Genomic DNA, 14,575 nt, shown 5'->3' with positions numbered 1-14,575 from the left:
CCTCCTTGACGATGTACGAGCGACACCGAGCCAAGGTGATCGATCCGACGCGCAGGTGGCGTGGACGTAGCTGATCCGGGAACTGTCAGAGGCGCAGCTGCGGCCAGTCCAGCAACGGCTCTCCCAGGTCACGTACCCGCGCCAGCAGGCCGAGCCGCGCCTGCCGCACCGCCGGGTCCTCGGCCATCACCAGCACCTCGTCGAAGAACCGATCCACCGCGGACACCAACGGCCCGGCGGCGGCGGTGAAAGCGACGAGATCAACGGGCGCGGAGCCGCCAAGGGAAGAGGGCACGGGGGCCGAGCCGGCAGCAGCCGGAGGCGCGAGGGTGGAGGTGGCGGGAGAAGGGGGCGTGAGGGTGGAGACGGCCTCGTGCAGGTCGAGTTCGGCAGGCGAGGTGAGCAGCGCCAGGTCGTAGGTGGCTGAGGTCGACGCGGGGACGATGCGCCGCGCCCGGGTCAGGGCCGCCGCCAGCCTCTGGAACGCCGCGTCGCCGGACAGCGTGGACAGCTGGGCGAGCACGGCGTCGGCCACCGACGGACGGCCGGCGTGCACGAGCACCGCGCGTACCCGATCGACGGGGTTGCCCTCCTCGGTGAGCTGCTGCTCCAGCCGCCTGGCGAGGAACTCGGCTGCGTCGGCCACGATCTGCGGGGTGACCGGCACGGGCTGCAGGTCGCCCGCGCGGGCCAGGGCGTCGGTCAGGCTGAGCGACGCGAGCGCCGGCTGGCTGCGGTGCACGGCGATCAGGCCCAGGACCGCTCTGCGTACGGCGAACGGATCGCTGCTGCCGGTCGGGAGGCCTACGGTCGCGGCCAGCCCGGCGACCAGGTCCAGCCGGTCGGCCAGCGACAGCAACGCCCCTGGCAGGGATGCCGGCACATCGTCTCCGGCGCTGCGCGGGAGCTCGCACTCGTAGAGCGCCTGGGCTACCGCGCGGCTCTCCCCGGCCTGGTAGGCGTAGTCGCGCGCCATCACCCCGGCCAGGCTGGTCATCTCGGTGACCAGCTGCGCCCCGAGGTCGAACTTGACGAGCTCGGCGGCACGCTCCAGCGTCGCCGAGGCGAAACCCGGAGAAGAGGTTGAACCCGGAGAAGTGACGGAACCGGGGGAAACAGCGGAACCCGGCGAACTGGCAGAGCCGATAGAGCTGGCAGAGCCGATAGAGCCGGCAGAGCCGACGGAGACGGCGGAGCCCAGGGAGACGGCGAGGCGGCCGATGCGATCCGCCCGGTCGGCCATCGAGCCCAGCCTGTCGGTGAAGGTCAGCCGGGCCAGCCGCGCCCGCATCTCGGCGGGCGGGACGGCCAGGTCGGCGCGGTAGAAGAACGCCGCGTCCTCGTAGCGGGCGCGCAGCACCGCCTCGTTGCCCGACCGCACCTGCTCCACGTCGACGACGCCGTTGGCGACCGCCACGAACATCGGCAGGAGGGTGCCGTTCTCGTCGCGTACCGGAAAATAGCGCTGGTGTTTGCGCATGACCGTGGTGAGCACCTCGGCCGGCAGGGACAGGTAGCTCTCGTCGAAGGTGCCGAGCAGCGGGTTGGGGGCTTCGACCAGGTGCGTGACCTGCTCGAGGAGGCCGCTGAGGTCGGCGCGGCCGTCGGGGTAGACGAGGTCCTGCGCGCCGGTCGCGATCAGCTCGGCACGGTCCTCGGGGTCGGCGACGATGCCGTTCACCGAGATGGCCTCCATGAACGACTCGGCCGACGCCACCGTGAGGACGGGCTCCGCAGAGTCCCGGAGCAGCCGGGTCTCACGGCCGGCGGCCAGCGTGGACACCACCACCGGCACCACGTCGTCGCCGAGCAGGGCGAGCAGCCAGCGGATCGGGCGGGTGAACGACAGCGACGGGTCGTTCCAGCGCATGTTGCGGGCCGAGCGCAAACCCTTGACCACCTCGCCGAGGACCTCGGTCAGCACGGCGCCCGCGGTCCGGCCGGTCTCGTGCCGCTCGGCGTAGTGGTAGCCGTCGTCGACGACCAGCGACGAAACTCCCTGAGCTCGGGTGAAGCCCTCGAGAGCGCGGTCCGGCGCGCCGACGCGGGGGCCCTTCACGCGGAAAGAACGTTCGTTCTCCCGCGCCGCGACCTCGGGCACGATCGCGATCAGCCGCCTCGGCGTCACGGCCACCCTGACCTCGCCGAATGTCAGCCGCGTGCCGCCCAGGAGCTCGGTGAGCCGCTGTTTCAAGAAGGTGGCCGCCGCCGTGGCCGCGGCCGGCGGCATCTCCTCCGTACCCACCTCGAAGGCCAAGGTCCGCGGCCGTGAGCCGCCCTCGGCAGCCGGCACCGCACGAGCCCGCGCGGGTTTCGCCGCGACGCCGAGCGGGTGGCCGAGCTGCTCGCGCCGGGCCACCCACAGCCGGGCCACCTCACCGGCGAGGCGGCGCATCCGGGCGAACTCGGCCGCGCGGTCCGCCGTCGACACCGCGCCGCGGGAGTCCAGCACGTTGAACGCGTGCGAGCACTTCAGCACGAACGTGTGCGCGGGCACCGGCAGCCCGGCGTCGATCATCCGCTGCGCCTCGCGGGCGTACAGCTCCAGCAGCGCCCGGTTGGTGCCGACGTCCGCGTCGTCCAGGTAGTAGCGGGACATCTCGTACTCGGCCTGCCCGAACACCTCGCCGTACGTGACGCCGCCGGCGTACGCGATGTCCTTGAAGTGCCTGACGTCCTGCAACGCCATCAGGATGCGCTCGACGCCGTAGGTGATCTCCACCGCGGGCGGGTCCAGGTTGACGCCGCCGGCCTGCTGGAAGTACGTGAACTGGGTGATCTCCAGGCCGTCCAGCCACACCTCCCACCCGAGGCCCCAGGCGCCGAGCGCGGGCGACGCCCAGTTGTCCTCGACGAACCGGATGTCGTGCGCGGCCACGTCGATGCCGATCGCGGCCAGGCTGCCCAGGTAGAGCTCCTGCGCGTCGCCCGGCTCCGGCTTGAGGATCACCTGGACCTGGGTGTGCGTCTGGATGCGGTTCGGGTTCTCGCCGTACCGGGAATCGTCGGGGCGCACGCTCGGCTCGACGTACACCACGCGCCACGGCTCGGGGCCCAGCACCCGCAGGAAGGTGGCCGGGTTGAGCGTGCCCGCGCCGACCTCGGTGTTCATCGGCTGGACGGTCAGGCAACCCTGATCGGTCCAGTAGGCGAGCAACCGGGCGAGCGCGTCCTGCATGGTGAGCATGGAACGGAAGTCTAGGCAGCCCGATGCTCGGGAATGCAGGGGTTATGTCTCTCGTGGGTGACCTCTACAGCTTCCAGGACCTGCTTTCGGCTGACGAGTCCGCGACCGTCACCCGGGTGCGGGAGTTCCTCGCGTCCGAGATCAACTCCCTGATCGCCGGTCGCGCGGTGACCGGCCTCAGCACGTTCGTCCGAGCGAATCGGCGATCTGCTCGGCCGACTGGGCCTGCGTGAGGTGCGTGGTGTCGACGACCTCGGCCTCGGCGTGCAGCCACGTGCGGGCCGCCTCGGCGTACGGCTCGAGGTACTTGAGGCGGAACGGGGACGGGATGACGTGCTCCCCCGCGATCCGCGCGCGCAGAGTCTCCTGGTCGGCGTGCAGGACGAAGTGCCGCACCGGGATCCGGTGGTCGGCGAGACCCGCGCTGATCTCCCGCCAGTACTGCTCGACCAGGACGGTCATCGGAATCACCAGGGTGCCGCCGGTGTAGTCGAGGACCCGGCGGGCGGTCTCCACGACCAGCGGACGCCACGGCGGCCAGTGCTGGAAGTTGTCCGTCTCGGGCAGCCCCGGCCTGATGTCCATGAGCACCACGCCGACCTGCTCGGCGTCGAACACCCGCGAGTCCGGGATCAGCCGCTGCACGAATACGCTGGTCGTCGTCTTACCCGCGCCGTGCGTCCCGTTGAGCCATACGATCATGGGCTCCGAGATTAGTGTCAGGCCGAAACCATCAGGCGGGCCAGCTCGGTGCGGGAGCGCACGCCCAGCCGGATGAAGACGTTGCGCAGGTGGTGGTCGACGGTTCGCGGGGACAGGTACATGCGGGCGGCCACCTCGCGGTTGGTCGCGCCGTCGGCCACCAGCCTGGCTATCCGCTCCTGCTGCGCGGTCAGCGGGAGGCCGGCCGTGCCCGTGCGGTCCACATGTTCGCCGGCCGCGCGGAGTTCGCCGTCGGCCTGCTCGGCCCAGGGGCGGGCGTCGAGCAGGTGGAAGGTTTCCAGGGCGCTGCGCAGGTGGTCGCGGGCCGCGCCGGGGCGTCGGCGACGGCGGAGTTCGCGGCCGTACAGCAGCTCGGTGTGCGCCCGGGGGAAATCGGCGGTGGCGTGCAGGTCGAGGGCCTCGCGGAAGTGCTGTCCGGCCTCGTCCTCGTCGACGGCGCGGAGGGCCTGGCAGCGGGCCCGCAGGGCGAGCCAGGCCGGTTTGCCGGTGATCGCCGCCCAGCCCTCGAAGGCGTCCTTGAGCGCGGCGTCGGCGGCCGGTTCGAGTTCGCCGCAGCGCCACGTCGCCTCGGCGAGGTGCGGGGTGGCGGCCACCTGGAGGACGACGTTGCCGTGCTCGGCGGCGGCGACCAGGCCGGGGCGCAGCCGGTCCAGGGTGGCCTGCGGGCGGTCGTGCACCAGGTCGAGCACGGCCAGCGCCCATTCGCAGAGGCCGCGCGCCTGGTCGGGGCCTTCGGCGCCGTCCCGGACGGCCGCCTCGCGGATGCGCAGCCGGCACGTCTCCCGGTCGCCGGCCAGCGCCGCGAGCACGGCCAGGGTGCCGAGCAGGCTCTGCGCGAGGCGGGGCTGGCCGCACGCCTGGGCGAGGGCGACCCCGTCGAGCGCGGCGGTGGTGGCGGCCTCGTAGCGGCCGGCGGACAGGTCGGCGAACGCGGATACCTCCAGCGCCTGCGGGACCAGCGCGGCCTCGCCCCGCGCCCGGGCCAGGGCGACGGCGCGGGCGGCGAGGTCGGCGGCCGGGGCGCCGTCGCCGGTCAGCAGGCCGGCCATCGCGGCCCGGATCAGCGCGGCCGGCTGCGGGACGTGGTCGGCGAGCTCGACGACCCTGCGCAACTCGGGGAACGCGGCCGCGTGGTCGCCACGGAACATCGCCGCCAGGCCCGCCACGTGACAGAAGGCGAGGGTGAGCTCCGGCGGGCCGTCCTCGTGGCGCAGCGCGGCCATCTCGCGGGCGATCTCCTGGTAGCGGTCGTGCCGCCCGGCCAGGTAGCGGGTCTCCCCCGCCAGGACCAGCGCTTCGGCAGCCGCGGACACGTCGTGACCGGCGAGCCGGCGGGCGTGGTCGAGCAGGGCGTCGCCGGCAAGGGCGGCCGAGCCGTCACGCAGCCGCATCTCCGCGTCGAGCCGAGCCGCCCCGACACTGGCACCGACACCGGCACCGGCACCGGCACCGGCACTGGCACCGGCACTGGCAGTGGCACCGGCAGTGGCACTGGCACTGGCACCGGCAGTGGCACTGGCACCGGCACCGGCACCGGCACCGATCGGATGAGCGCCCACGGCGGCGGGGGTGACGGCCGGGACGGCGCGGAGGAGGAGGGCGGCTCGGTGGCGCTGGCCGCCGGTCCAGGCCTGGCGGGCCGCGGCGAGGGAGGCCTCGGCTGCGGCGTCCGGGCAGGCGGTGAGGCGGGCGGCGTGTTCCAGGGCGGTGGCCGCGGCCCGCGGTGCGGCGCCGGCGGCCGACTCGATCAGCGCGCGGGACAGACCCTCGTCAGGCCCGGCGGTGGCGGCGGCGCGGTGGATCAGCGCGGGCAGTCTGCGGCCTCCGGCGGCGAGGGTACGGGCGAGCAGGTCGTGCGCCGCGCGCCGGTCGGCGAGCGGGGCGTCGTGGTAGGCGACCGCCCGGGTGACCGGCTCGGCGAACGTGACCACCGGCCCGGACGTGGAGATCAGCCCGGCCCGTTCGGCGGGTGCGAGCGCGTCCAGTCCGGTGCCGCGGGCCAGCGCGGCGGCGTGCAGGTCGGACGGGCGCAGGTCGTCCGCGGCGGCGGCGATCAGGACGAGCCGCCGGGTGTCCGCGGGCAGTCCGTCCAGGGTGGCGCGGAAGGCAGCGGCCACGGCGCTGTGCCGGGGCAGCGTGACCGGGGCCTGGGCGTCGCCGAGGCGCTGCGCCGGGGTGAGGCCGGCGGCCAGGTCGGCGAGCGCTCCGGGGCTGCCGCCGGCCAGGTCGGCGACCGCGGCCGCGACGTCGGCGGGCAGGCCGGGCACGGTGGCGGCGAGCATCCGCCGGGAGGTGGCGGCGTCCCAGCGGGCGAGCCGGCGCACCGGGAGGCCGCCGACCGGATGCCCGGGCGGGACGGTGGCAACGAGTGTGACGGTCTCGCCGGGCAACCGCCTCGCCACGAAGGACAGCACCTCCCAGGATGGATGGTCCAGGTGGTGCGCGTCGTCGACCAGCAGAAATAACGTTCGTTCTCGCAGCACCCCCAGCGCGGCCAGGCCGAGTGCGAGGCGGCCGGCCCGGATCGGCATGCCCTCGACGGCCTGCCGGAGCGCGTCGCGCTGCCATCGGGGCAATCCGTCGGCCCGGTGCAGGTCGGGGCCGACGAGACGCTGGAGTCCGGCGTACGGAATGTCGGTCTCGCCGGGATCCGCCCGCACCAACCGCGCCTCGCGGCACTCGCCCGCGATCGCCTCCAGCAGCGTGCTCTTGCCACTGCCGGTGGGACCGCTGAGCACCAGGGCCCCGCCGGGCGCACCCTTGTCGACCAGCGCGATCACGGCGTCGGCGTCCGGCCCGAAATATTGCACACGTGATGCAAATTCCATGTCGTCAGTGTTACGCGGTGATGACGGAAAGGGCAAGACGCCATCGCTGTTTTGGCGCGGCACGCGGGTTGAGCAAGTTGCTTAGGTCGCCGTTGACACGTGCCATGGCCTAGCTCAACCCACGCGCCGCGCCCCCGGCTTCGAACCCCGCGTAGCCGCCGTCGCCGCCGCTCTCCCCCACTGCGACGCGATGCTCCCGGCCGACACTCTCCGCCGGCTACGCGACGCCTGACAAACCTTTTCCGGTACGCGCACAGCACAGCACCGTTCCCGCTCCGCGACCTGAGCGGCCCGTCCGGGCCGTGCAGCGACCGCCGGTCTCGGGTGGTCCGTCCCGCCCGGGCTCAGTGCCGGATTCGCCCGCCGACCGCCACGGGAGCGACATGGCCGGTCACAGGGAGGGTCTGAGCCAGGGAAAGCCCGACGTCGACGAGCGACGATCGGCGCAGGCCCGCCACATCGGACGCCGGGATCCAGCGTGACTCGGCGGTCTCGCCGTTCGGCTCGGGTCGCAGATCACCGCCGGTGATCCGAACCTGGTAGAAGACGCCGACCCATTTCTCCTCCGAGCCGCATCTCACTCCGACTGCACCACGGTGAAGGGCGGCCGCACGCCCTCGGTCAGCTCGGCCGCCGCCTCGAGCGCCATCACCGCACGCCGGTGACCGCCGGCCGGCGAACTGGCCGTGGAGTGCAGCGACCCCAGGGCGACCAGGTAGCCGGACCCCACGGCGGCGTAACCCGAGATCGTGTGCCCGATTTGATAGTCGTCGCCGACCACGTAGAGGCGGCCACGAATGCCGACGAGGAACTGCCCGCCCTGCTCCTGGCCGTCCTCGGTCCTCGCATAGCCGCCCGTGGAGAGGCACTCACGGACGGCATCGATGAACGAGGTCGCCATGAACCGGTCGACGTCCCAGGTGTCGGGCTCGCCGACCGTCAGGGAGTAGCGCAGGAGCTGACCCATCCGATAGCTGGTCGTGAAGCCCATCAGGTACGGACCCACCTGAAACACCTTGGAATCCGACCGCACCGCGACGTGCCACCCGTCGCTCCCCGCCGAGTCCCCGCCGATGGTGACGGTCCGCCCGTCCGTGATCCCGACGATGCACGTCATGGAGCCACTCTCCATGGTCGGCGAGCTCATGCCAACCATCGGGACGGGCGGCTCCGGGGCGCTCAGCAAGCCGGGCGTGACCAGTAGCGAGCCAGCACCAGCGACAACAACGCCAGCAGCGCGCCGATGACGGCGCCGATCGTGTTGGTCATCCAGTCGCCGGAGTCGCAGGAACGGCCGAGCGCCGGCACGGCCGCCTGGAACACCTCCACCATGACCACCAGCGGGCGTCGCGTGGCCACGCCCGCCAGCAGCACCGGCGCGACGAAGAGCACGATGTTCGACCAGGAACGTGGAGATCATCGGTCAGCGGTTGTCGCCGCTGCCGCCGAGCACGCCCCGGCTCTGGCGGCCGGCCAGCTTGGCCAGGTTGGCCGTGGCGATGCCGTCCAGCGACAACTCGAGGTAGTCGGCGAGCACCGCCACGTACCAGAGCACGTCACCCAGTTCCTTGGCGATGTCGGAACGGTCGAGCCGCGACTCGTCGCTGTCCAGGTCGCGGACCCACTTCTTGAACTTCTCGGCCACCTCGCCCGACTCGCCGACCAGGCCGAGCACCAGGTGGAGCAGCTCGTTGCGCTTGTCACGGGGAGCGGCGGTGCGCAGGGCGCCGCGCTGGTACTCGTCCAGGTTCATGGCGGACAAGTATGGCCGTACCGGCGCGGCGCCCCGGACATCACGCCGGCCGGCGCTCGCAGGCTCGGCCGGCGTGCACCAGACGCCAGCCGGGGGCCCAGCCCCCGGGGTGAGCGACAATGACCTGGTGGAACAGCGGCTCCACCAGGCGACGCTGGCCGACGGCACGACCGTGGCGTACGCCTCGGCGGGCGCCGGCCGGCCGCTGGTCTACGTGATGGGGTGGCTCACGCATCTCCGGCTGAGCTGGGAGCTGCCGGCCGAGCGGGCGCTCTACGAGGCGCTGGCGCGGGGCGGCCGGCTCGTGCGCTACGACCGCGCCGGGTGCGGGCTGTCGGCGGCCGTGGACCGCCCGGCGTCGTTGGCGTTCGAGCTGGAGCAGCTGGCCGCGGTCGCCGGGACGCTGGATGAGCCGTTCGATCTGATCGGCACGTCGATGGGCGCGCCGGTGGCGGTGGCCTGGGCCGCGGCTCATCCCGAGACGGTCCGGCGGCTGGTGCTCTACGGCGGCTGGGTGCGCGGTCGCGAGCTTTCCCGGCCCGGCGTACGCGATCATGTCCTGGGGTTGATCGAATCGCACTGGGGTCTGGGGTCGGACGTGCTGACCGACATCTTCGCCCCCGACGCCGACCGTGCGACCCGTGCCGAGCTCGCCCGCTACCAGCGCGCCTGCTCGAGCGCCGCGACCGCCCGGGCGTTGCTGGCGCTGAGCTACGAGCTCGACGTCGGCGACCAGCTCGGCCGGGTCCGGGCGCCGACGCTGGTGGTGCATCGGACCGGCGACCGCGCGGCGCCCGTCGCACAGGCCGAGGCCCTCGCCGCCGGCATCGGCGGCGCCCGGCTGGAACTGCTGCCCGGCCGATCGCACCTCCCCTACGCGGGTGACCGGGACGCGCTGGTGCGCGTGGTCCGCCGGTTCCTCGGCCTGCCGGTGGCACGGTCCGCCGGCGGTGGGCTGACGGCACGCCAGCGCGAGGTGGCGGAGCTGGTGAGCCAGGGCTGCACCAACCGGGAGATCGCGGCTCGGCTGGGCATCGACGAGCGCTCGGCCGAGGGGCACGTCGAACGGATCCGCCTGCGTCTCGGGTTCCGGTCCCGTGCTCAGATCGCCGCGTGGTTCAGCGCACAGCTCTGACAGTGGGGTAGTTCCACGCCTGATTCGCCGGTGGGATCGGCGCAGAGTGTGGCCATGTCTTCAACAACCGGCTTCGAGCTGCACCGTGCGCGTGGACCCTTCAACGCCGCGTTCTTCAGCGTGCTGGGCCCGTACATCGAATGGAACGTGCGCCGGCAGAAGCGGCGCGTGTTCGCCGGCCTGCCGCGGACGGTCGTCGAGCTCGGCCCCGGGGTGGGCGCCAACCTGCGCCACCTGCACCCGGGCACCACGCTCGTCGCCATCGAACCCAACGTCGCCATGCACCGGCGGCTGCGGGCCGCCGCCGAGCGCCGCGGCGTACGCCTCGATCTCCGCGACCGTGTCGCCGAGCGCACCGGACTCCCGGACCGGAGCGCCGACAGCGTGATCTCCTCGCTGGTGCTCTGCACGGTGAGCGACCCCGCCGAGGTCCTGGCCGAGGTCCGTCGCGTCCTGCGGCCCGGCGGCACCTTCCGCTTCGTGGAGCACGTCGCCGCCCGCGACGGCAGCCCCACGCGCGCGCTCCAGCGGGCCTTGCGCCGGCCGTGGGCCTGGGTCTTCGAAGGGTGCTCGTGCGAGCGGGACCTGGCCGGCCTGGTGCGCGCGGCCGGGTTCGCCCGGGTCGACATCGAGCCGTACCGGCTGCACTCCCCGTTCGTCTCCTTCAACACCCAGATCGCCGGCGTCGCCCACGCCTGAATCGGACTGGTTGTCCGCAAACGTGGATCTCGGCGGTCGACGATGGCCGCTGTGAAGTCTCGTGTTGCCGGACTGGCCTGCGTTCTGGTCGTCGTAGTCGTCTCCGCCGTCGTCGTCGTCATGTTGCGGCCGGGGGCCCGGGCCTGCGAGCGCATCGCGCTGCAGGTGTCCTCGTCGACCGAGAAGGCGTCGGGGGTGCCGGAGTCACCCAAGGCCATGGACGAGATCGTCGGCGCCTACCACGCGGGCGGCCGGCGGTTCGCCCTCGCGGACGGTCGCCGAGGATGCGCCGACATCTCGCTGACCGCGCTGACCTCGGGGACCGCCGCGCGGGCGCTGGCGACGAACTGGACCGGGCGGACCGGCGAACGGCGCCGGCCCGACGTGTGGCTGCCCACCTCGTCGGCGTGGGTGTCGCTGCTGCGGCACGAGAACCCGGCCGCGGCGCCGGCGCCCGGGGCGGCCGAGTCGCTGGCGCGGAGCCCTCTCGTGCTGGCGATGCCGCGGAGCAAGGCCGTCGCGTTCCAGGAGGGGCTGGACGCGGCCGGCGCCCGATTCGACTGGTCGCTGCTCGACCGGCTCGTGGTCGGCGGCAAACCCCTGCGGTGGGGGCGGGACGGCCTGCTCGGCCGCGGCCGCAAGGAGTGGCAAGGGTTCGCGCTGACCAAGGACGACCCGGTGGAGTCGACGTCGGGGCTGTTCGCGCTGATCGCCGTCGCCCAGGCCGCGGCGGCCGGCCGGGTGCCCGACGCGGCCGTCCCCGAGTACCTGCGCCGCATCGAGCGGCTGGTCCCGGGCGTGATCGATCCGGACGGCACCCAGATGATGCGCGGCCTGCGCTTCGAGGCGCGCTGCGGCAGCCCGGACTGGGGCGGCACGACCAGCGCCGTGATCATCCAGGAGTCGCTGATGTACCAGTACGACACCGACAACCTGGGCGGCGCCCCGAACCCGCGTACCCCGTGCCGGTCCGGCGTCGCGGGGACGCCGGAGGACCTGGTGCCCTTCTACGCCGAGACCAACTGGGTCATGGACCACCCCTTCGTCCGGCTGCCCGGGATCTCCGACGACCAGCGCCGGGCCGCCGACGACCTGCTCGCGTTCATCCGCACCGAACCGTCCCGGCGATTCCTGGCGGCCGCCGGCCTGCGGGACTCCAACGGCGACCGCTTCCCGGCCGGGGGCCTCACCGGCCTGAACAGCCGGATGGGCGCCGACGTGCTGCCGCAGCGATCCACCGCCACCGCACCGGACCTCGACGGCGCGGCGATCGCCGGCATCCGGGACCGCTGGCTGGCCAGCCGCCGGCCGGTGCACCTGATGGTGGCGATCGACGAGTCCGGGACGATGGGCGAGCCGGGAACGATCCGCGGGAAGAACCGGATGGACGAGGTGCGCGACGCGCTCCGCCGGGCCCAAGGGTGGCTCGGGCGTAACGACGAGTTCGCGATCGTGGGCTTCGCGGCCCGGTCGAAGAAGAACGGCGGGACCAAGGGCCCCGATCCGGTGGATCTCTGCCGGGCCGTGTGCACCGGGCCGGCGACGTGGCAACCGTTCGACGAGGCCCGGTTCACGGCGGCGGCGACCGGGCTCGCGGTCCGCAAGGAAGACAACGACACCCCGCTCTACCAGGCGATCCTGGGTGCTCAGCAGCGAGTCGCGGCGCGCAGGAAAGCGGCCGGTCGGGACGGTGCGGACGACATCTACGCCGTCGTCGTGATGACCGACGGGAAGGACGACTACTGGGACCAGAGCGTGCGGGAAGTGCTGGACAACCCGCGCGCCGACGTCGCGGCCGTACCCGTGTACCCGGTGTGCGTCTGCGCCGACGAGACCCAGGCGGCGCCGCTCCAGCAGATCCTGCGAGCCACCACCGACGAGGAGGATCTACAGGTCGACGTGACCAAGTCGCTGTCCGCGGCCTTCGCGGCCGCCTTCGCCAGCGCGGTCCGGCCGTCCTTCCGGGCGAAGCTCGGCGGCTGAGACGGCGCCGGCCTTCAGCTTCCAGATGATGCCGTTGGCCACGTACGCGAGGTAGCCGCCGAGCCCGATCGCCGCGCCCGTCACCGTGGCCGCGGCGGCGGAGTGGCCGGCCAGCAGCGCCACCGCGCCGAGAGCAAGCCCGGCGGCCGCGCCGCTGACCGGCCCCATCCCGTCGCGGAGCGTGGCCTGCATGGCCGCACGGAGAGGATCATTGGTCTTGACCACGGTTCAGGCGCCCTTCCGCACGATCGAGCGGGCAGCGTATCCAGGAAACGGCCGGCGAGATCGCACTCGCCGCCCGTCGGGGTGACCGCGACGTCACGGCCTCCGCCGGAAGCCGCGGCACCGCCCGGCCGGACCGCTCAGATCGCGGAGCTCCTGTCGATCTTCTTCTTCGCCATAGCCCGCTCATCTTGAGATCCGGGCTCCTCGATGCGCAGGATGTCGGGATGGGCCGAATCGTTTACCGCACACTCGTCGTCATCGCCGCCTCGGTGCTAGCGGGGTGTGGCAGCGACAAGGCGCCGACGCCGCTGCCGCCGCCACCGGCCCCGATCTTTCCGTCCACCTCCGAGAGCGACGACCCGTTCGGCGGCCCGGACCCGTCGGCGCAGGTCACCGAGGAGGAGGACGTCGAGCCCAGCGCCGACCCGGGCGACCTCTCCGACCAGGCGCAGGCGTATCTCGACGAGGCCGTCGGCACCGAGCTGGGTGCGCTGGCCGAGGCCGGGGAGCGGCGGCCCGCCCTGGAGAAACTCCCGGACGACCCGAGCAAGGTGCTGGCCGCGCTCAAGGACTACACGTGGCTCTCCCCGCAGGCGAAGGCGCTCTACGAGAAGGCGGTCAGTTCGAGTTGATCGTCGTGCCGTCGACCGAACGGAAGGCGTTGCCGACCAGCTCACGCAGCACGTCGTGGTCAACGTCGTCGAGGCGCTTCAGGTAGAGGCAGGACTTGCCCATCTTGTACGGGCCGAGGCGGTCCAGCAGCGACCGCGCGCTGTCGAAGCCGGTGGACAGGTAGAGGACCAGCGCCGCCTTCCGGGGCGAGAGCCCGACCGCCGGCCAGTCCCCGGTACGCCCGGACGCGTACCGGTAGTGGTAGGCGCCGAAGCCGACGATGCTGCCGCCCCACATCACCGGCGCCGCGCCGGTCACCTCGGCGATCAGGTCGCAGGCGGCGATCGCGTCCGCACGCCGTCGAGGGTCGGGCACCGCGTCCAGGAAGTCGGCGGCGCTCGCCGACGAGGCGGTGGTCTTCGGTTCAGCCATGGTCGACCTCCAGGACGACGCCGTCGGCTCGACGATAGGGGTGGCGACGAAAATGTCAAAATGACACGCTCGAGCGATGATGTCGTTTCTCGGGTCGGGGCCCTACTGCTATGTCAATTCGCTCGCCATGGTTCTCGGTGACGATTCGCCGCCGCCGTCTGTGATTGAAGTGCTCACCGGGTCTCCGTTCGGGATGCACTTCGGGGCTAATGGGCTGCCCTATTTTGATCCGGTCGGGTGGGATCCGGATCTTGGGCTGGATGCCGCGCTCGACCTGCTCGGGTGGGCCGGGGAACGCACCTCCGGTGGCAGCGCCGGCGAGGCGCTCGAGCGGCTGCGGGCGGCCAACCGGGGCGGGCCGGTCATGGTCGGGCCGGTCGACATCGGGCTGCTGACGCATCAGCCCTGGTCGGTAGGGGTCGCCACCGGCACCGACCACTGGCTGGTGGTGCTGGAGGCGGACGACGACACGGTGGTGCTGCACGACCCGGACGGGTTTCCCTACGCGACGCTGCCCACCGCGCAGTTTCTGGCCGCCTGGCGGGCCGACGCGGTGGAGTGTGGCGGGCCCTACGCCCTGCGGACCGGGTTCCGCCGGGTGCGCGAGGTGCCGCTGACCACGGCGCTGCGCGAGTCCATTCCGCACGCCGTGCGGTGGCTGGGCGCGGACAGCACGGCGGTCGGCCGGCTCGCCGACGTGATCGAGAAAGGGATCGACGACAAATTCCGCGACCATCTCGTCTATTTCGCGGTGCGCCTCGGAGCGCGACGGCTCGCCGATGCCGCGTATTGGCTCGCGGACATCGTTCCCGGTGCGGCCGCTATTCTGCAACGTCAGGCGCAATTGCTCGGGGCCATTCAATTCCCTCTGGTACGCCGGGACGACCGGGCCGCCGCGGACGGTCTGCGACGGCTGGCACCCACCTACGAGCAGGTGGGCGCGGCGTTGGCCGGGGGACGGTGACCGACCACTCACGACCGGCGGTCGCTGCACGGCC

14 protein-coding genes are annotated in these 14,575 nt (G+C 72.9%); 5 read left to right on the top strand and 9 right to left on the bottom strand.

Annotated elements, in window-relative coordinates; genetic code table 11:
• Positions 1–85: 85 nt before the first annotated feature.
• From glyS to QSK31_RS28675, 7 genes are all read right to left on the bottom strand, one after another.
• Positions 86–3,187: a glycine--tRNA ligase subunit beta gene (gene glyS / locus QSK31_RS28705; RefSeq protein WP_285687561.1), complete on the bottom strand. Its 3,102-nt coding sequence runs from the start codon at positions 3,185–3,187 to the stop codon at positions 86–88.
• Positions 3,188–3,364: 177 nt separating this feature from the next.
• Positions 3,365–3,889 carry an AAA family ATPase gene (locus QSK31_RS28700; protein WP_285687560.1) on the bottom strand — a complete coding sequence of 175 codons (525 nt, stop codon included), beginning with the start codon at positions 3,887–3,889 and terminating at the stop codon, positions 3,365–3,367.
• Between the two features lie 17 nt (positions 3,890–3,906).
• Positions 3,907–6,738: a helix-turn-helix transcriptional regulator gene (locus QSK31_RS28695; RefSeq protein ID WP_285687559.1), complete on the bottom strand. Its 2,832-nt coding sequence runs from the start codon at positions 6,736–6,738 to the stop codon at positions 3,907–3,909.
• 344 nt (positions 6,739–7,082) lie between these two features.
• Complete coding sequence (locus tag QSK31_RS28690; protein ID WP_285687558.1) at positions 7,083–7,319, bottom strand: hypothetical protein; 237 nt, start codon at positions 7,317–7,319, stop codon at positions 7,083–7,085.
• Positions 7,316–7,855: a hypothetical protein gene (locus QSK31_RS28685; protein ID WP_285687557.1), complete on the bottom strand. Its 540-nt coding sequence runs from the start codon at positions 7,853–7,855 to the stop codon at positions 7,316–7,318. Before QSK31_RS28685 ends, QSK31_RS28690 begins: the two co-directional genes overlap by 4 nt.
• Before the next feature lie 62 nt (positions 7,856–7,917).
• Positions 7,918–8,130 carry a VanZ family protein gene (locus QSK31_RS28680; protein ID WP_285687556.1) on the bottom strand — a complete coding sequence of 71 codons (213 nt, stop codon included), beginning with the start codon at positions 8,128–8,130 and terminating at the stop codon, positions 7,918–7,920.
• Positions 8,131–8,161: 31 nt separating this feature from the next.
• Entirely contained in the window at positions 8,162–8,491 is a 330-nt protein-coding gene (locus QSK31_RS28675) for a nucleoside triphosphate pyrophosphohydrolase family protein (protein WP_285687555.1), read from the bottom strand.
• 127 nt (positions 8,492–8,618) lie between these two features.
• On the opposite strand from QSK31_RS28675, the gene QSK31_RS28670 reads away from it, so the two are divergent.
• The 3 genes from QSK31_RS28670 to QSK31_RS28660 are packed head-to-tail and all read left to right on the top strand — an operon-like array spanning position 8,619 to position 12,308.
• Positions 8,619–9,626: an alpha/beta fold hydrolase gene (locus QSK31_RS28670; RefSeq protein ID WP_285687554.1), complete on the top strand. Its 1,008-nt coding sequence runs from the start codon at positions 8,619–8,621 to the stop codon at positions 9,624–9,626.
• A gap of 54 nt (positions 9,627–9,680) precedes the next feature.
• A complete protein-coding gene (locus QSK31_RS28665; protein ID WP_285687553.1) occupies positions 9,681–10,325 on the top strand; it encodes a class I SAM-dependent methyltransferase in 645 nt (214 codons plus the stop codon).
• 51 nt (positions 10,326–10,376) lie between these two features.
• Complete coding sequence (locus tag QSK31_RS28660; RefSeq protein WP_285687551.1) at positions 10,377–12,308, top strand: substrate-binding domain-containing protein; 1,932 nt, start codon at positions 10,377–10,379, stop codon at positions 12,306–12,308.
• Here QSK31_RS28660 and QSK31_RS28655 read toward each other — a convergent pair.
• On the bottom strand, positions 12,213–12,500 hold the full coding sequence (locus QSK31_RS28655) for a hypothetical protein (RefSeq protein WP_285687550.1): 288 nt from the start codon (positions 12,498–12,500) through the stop codon (positions 12,213–12,215). The two genes, QSK31_RS28660 and QSK31_RS28655, sit on opposite strands and share 96 nt — an antisense overlap.
• Positions 12,501–12,757: 257 nt before the next feature.
• On the opposite strand from QSK31_RS28655, the gene QSK31_RS28650 reads away from it, so the two are divergent.
• Entirely contained in the window at positions 12,758–13,165 is a 408-nt protein-coding gene (locus QSK31_RS28650; protein WP_285687549.1) for a hypothetical protein, read from the top strand.
• On the opposite strand, the gene QSK31_RS28645 is transcribed toward QSK31_RS28650, so the two are convergent.
• Positions 13,152–13,577, bottom strand: a complete 426-nt coding sequence (locus QSK31_RS28645; protein ID WP_285687548.1) for a DUF1801 domain-containing protein — start codon at positions 13,575–13,577, stop codon at positions 13,152–13,154. The two genes, QSK31_RS28650 and QSK31_RS28645, sit on opposite strands and share 14 nt — an antisense overlap.
• Positions 13,578–13,653: 76 nt before the next feature.
• Here QSK31_RS28645 and QSK31_RS28640 point away from each other — a divergent pair, with 76 nt between their 5' ends.
• The gene (locus QSK31_RS28640; RefSeq protein WP_285687547.1) at positions 13,654–14,541 is read left to right on the top strand and encodes a YobF C-terminal domain-containing protein; all 888 of its coding nucleotides are present in this window, start codon (positions 13,654–13,656) and stop codon (positions 14,539–14,541) included.
• Positions 14,542–14,575: the final 34 nt, after the last annotated feature.

It is taken from the genome of Actinoplanes sp. NBRC 103695, assembly GCF_030269485.1.
Lineage (GTDB): Bacteria > Actinomycetota > Actinomycetes > Mycobacteriales > Micromonosporaceae > Actinoplanes.
The sequence above is the reverse complement of the archived record's forward strand: the minus strand, read 5'-3'. Positions and strand labels throughout refer to the sequence as shown.

Excerpts from the sequence above, each read along its gene's own strand:
- glyS (WP_285687561.1), bottom strand. The coding sequence starts at position 3,187 with ATGCTCACCATGCAGGACGCGCTCGCCCGGTTGCTCGCCTACTGGACC.
- QSK31_RS28700 (WP_285687560.1), bottom strand. The coding sequence starts at position 3,889 with ATGATCGTATGGCTCAACGGGACGCACGGCGCGGGTAAGACGACGACC.
- QSK31_RS28695 (WP_285687559.1), bottom strand. The coding sequence starts at position 6,738 with ATGGAATTTGCATCACGTGTGCAATATTTCGGGCCGGACGCCGACGCC.
- QSK31_RS28685 (WP_285687557.1), bottom strand. The coding sequence starts at position 7,855 with ATGACGTGCATCGTCGGGATCACGGACGGGCGGACCGTCACCATCGGC.
- QSK31_RS28675 (WP_285687555.1), bottom strand. The coding sequence starts at position 8,491 with ATGAACCTGGACGAGTACCAGCGCGGCGCCCTGCGCACCGCCGCTCCC.
- QSK31_RS28665 (WP_285687553.1), top strand. The coding sequence starts at position 9,681 with ATGTCTTCAACAACCGGCTTCGAGCTGCACCGTGCGCGTGGACCCTTC.
- QSK31_RS28655 (WP_285687550.1), bottom strand. The coding sequence starts at position 12,500 with ATGCAGGCCACGCTCCGCGACGGGATGGGGCCGGTCAGCGGCGCGGCC.
- QSK31_RS28650 (WP_285687549.1), top strand. The coding sequence starts at position 12,758 with ATGGGCCGAATCGTTTACCGCACACTCGTCGTCATCGCCGCCTCGGTG.
- QSK31_RS28645 (WP_285687548.1), bottom strand. The coding sequence starts at position 13,577 with ATGGCTGAACCGAAGACCACCGCCTCGTCGGCGAGCGCCGCCGACTTC.
- QSK31_RS28640 (WP_285687547.1), top strand. The coding sequence starts at position 13,654 with ATGATGTCGTTTCTCGGGTCGGGGCCCTACTGCTATGTCAATTCGCTC.